This is a genomic window from Providencia sp. PROV_01 (assembly GCF_053098325.1).
The window spans coordinates 179,186-180,485 of the sequence record NZ_JBRFKD010000002.1; the positions used below are offsets into that span (position 1 = coordinate 179,186).

A 1,300-nucleotide genomic window follows, 5' to 3' on the forward strand; every position below is an offset into this window, starting at 1 on the left:
TCGCTGCCGCAGCTTCGGTGCATAGTTTAGCCCCGTTACATCTTCCGCGCAGGCCGACTCGACCAGTGAGCTATTACGCTTTCTTTAAATGATGGCTGCTTCTAAGCCAACATCCTGGCTGTCTGAGCCTTCCCACTTCGTTTCCCACTTAACTATGACTTTGGGACCTTAGCTGGCGGTCTGGGTTGTTTCCCTCTTCACGACGAACGTTAGCACCCGCCGTGTGTCTCCCGTGATAACATTCTTCGGTATTCGTAGTTTGCATCGAGTTGGTAAGTCGGGATGACCCCCTAGTCGAAACAGTGCTCTACCCCCGAAGATGAGTTCACGAGGCGCTACCTAAATAGCTTTCGGGGAGAACCAGCTATCTCCCGGTTTGATTGGCCTTTCACCCCCAGCCACAAGTCATCCGCTAATTTTTCAACATTAGTCGGTTCGGTCCTCCAGTTAGTGTTACCCAACCTTCAACCTGCCCATGGCTAGATCACCGGGTTTCGGGTCTATACCCTGCAACTCATTCGCCCAGTTAAGACTCGGTTTCCCTACGGCTCCCCTATACGGTTAACCTTGCTACAGAATATAAGTCGCTGACCCATTATACAAAAGGTACGCAGTCACCCCACCCCAAAGCACATTCACTGCTTGTTTTGTGTGTTGGCGTCGCAAAAAACGCTCCGCCAACGCGTGTTGAATGTCACTTCAAAGTTGTCCTCAACACCAGAAAATGCTTTGGTGGTGGGGCTCCCACTGCTTGTACGTACACGGTTTCAGGTTCTATTTCACTCCCCTCGCCGGGGTTCTTTTCGCCTTTCCCTCACGGTACTGGTTCACTATCGGTCAATCAGGAGTATTTAGCCTTGGAGGATGGTCCCCCCATATTCAGACAGGATAACACGTGTCCCGCCCTACTCGTCGAGTTCACAACACTAACACCTTCGGATACGGGGCTATCACCCTTTACTGCCGGCCTTTCCAGACCGTTCTCCTGATGCTAATGTTGATTAAGACTCTGGGCTGCTCCCCGTTCGCTCGCCGCTACTAGGGGAATCTCGGTTGATTTCTTTTCCTCGGGGTACTGAGATGTTTCAGTTCCCCCGGTTCGCTTCGTTTGACTATGTATTCATCAAACGATAGTGCAACGAATTGCACTGGGTTTCCCCATTCGGAAATCGTCGGTTATCACGGTTCATATCACCTTACCGACGCTTATCGCAGATTAGCACGTCCTTCATCGCCTCTGATTGCCTAGGCATCCACCGTGTACGCTTAGTCGCTTAACCTCACAACCCGAAGGTGTCTT

Annotated in this window: 1 rRNA gene (only partly in view); it reads right to left on the reverse strand. The window is 51.3% G+C overall.

Annotated features, from left to right (window positions below):
- Positions 1-1,280: ribosomal RNA gene (locus tag ACU696_RS01490) — 23S ribosomal RNA — on the reverse strand; it reaches 1,777 nt to the left of the window's first position.
- Positions 1,281-1,300 lie beyond the last annotated feature (20 nt).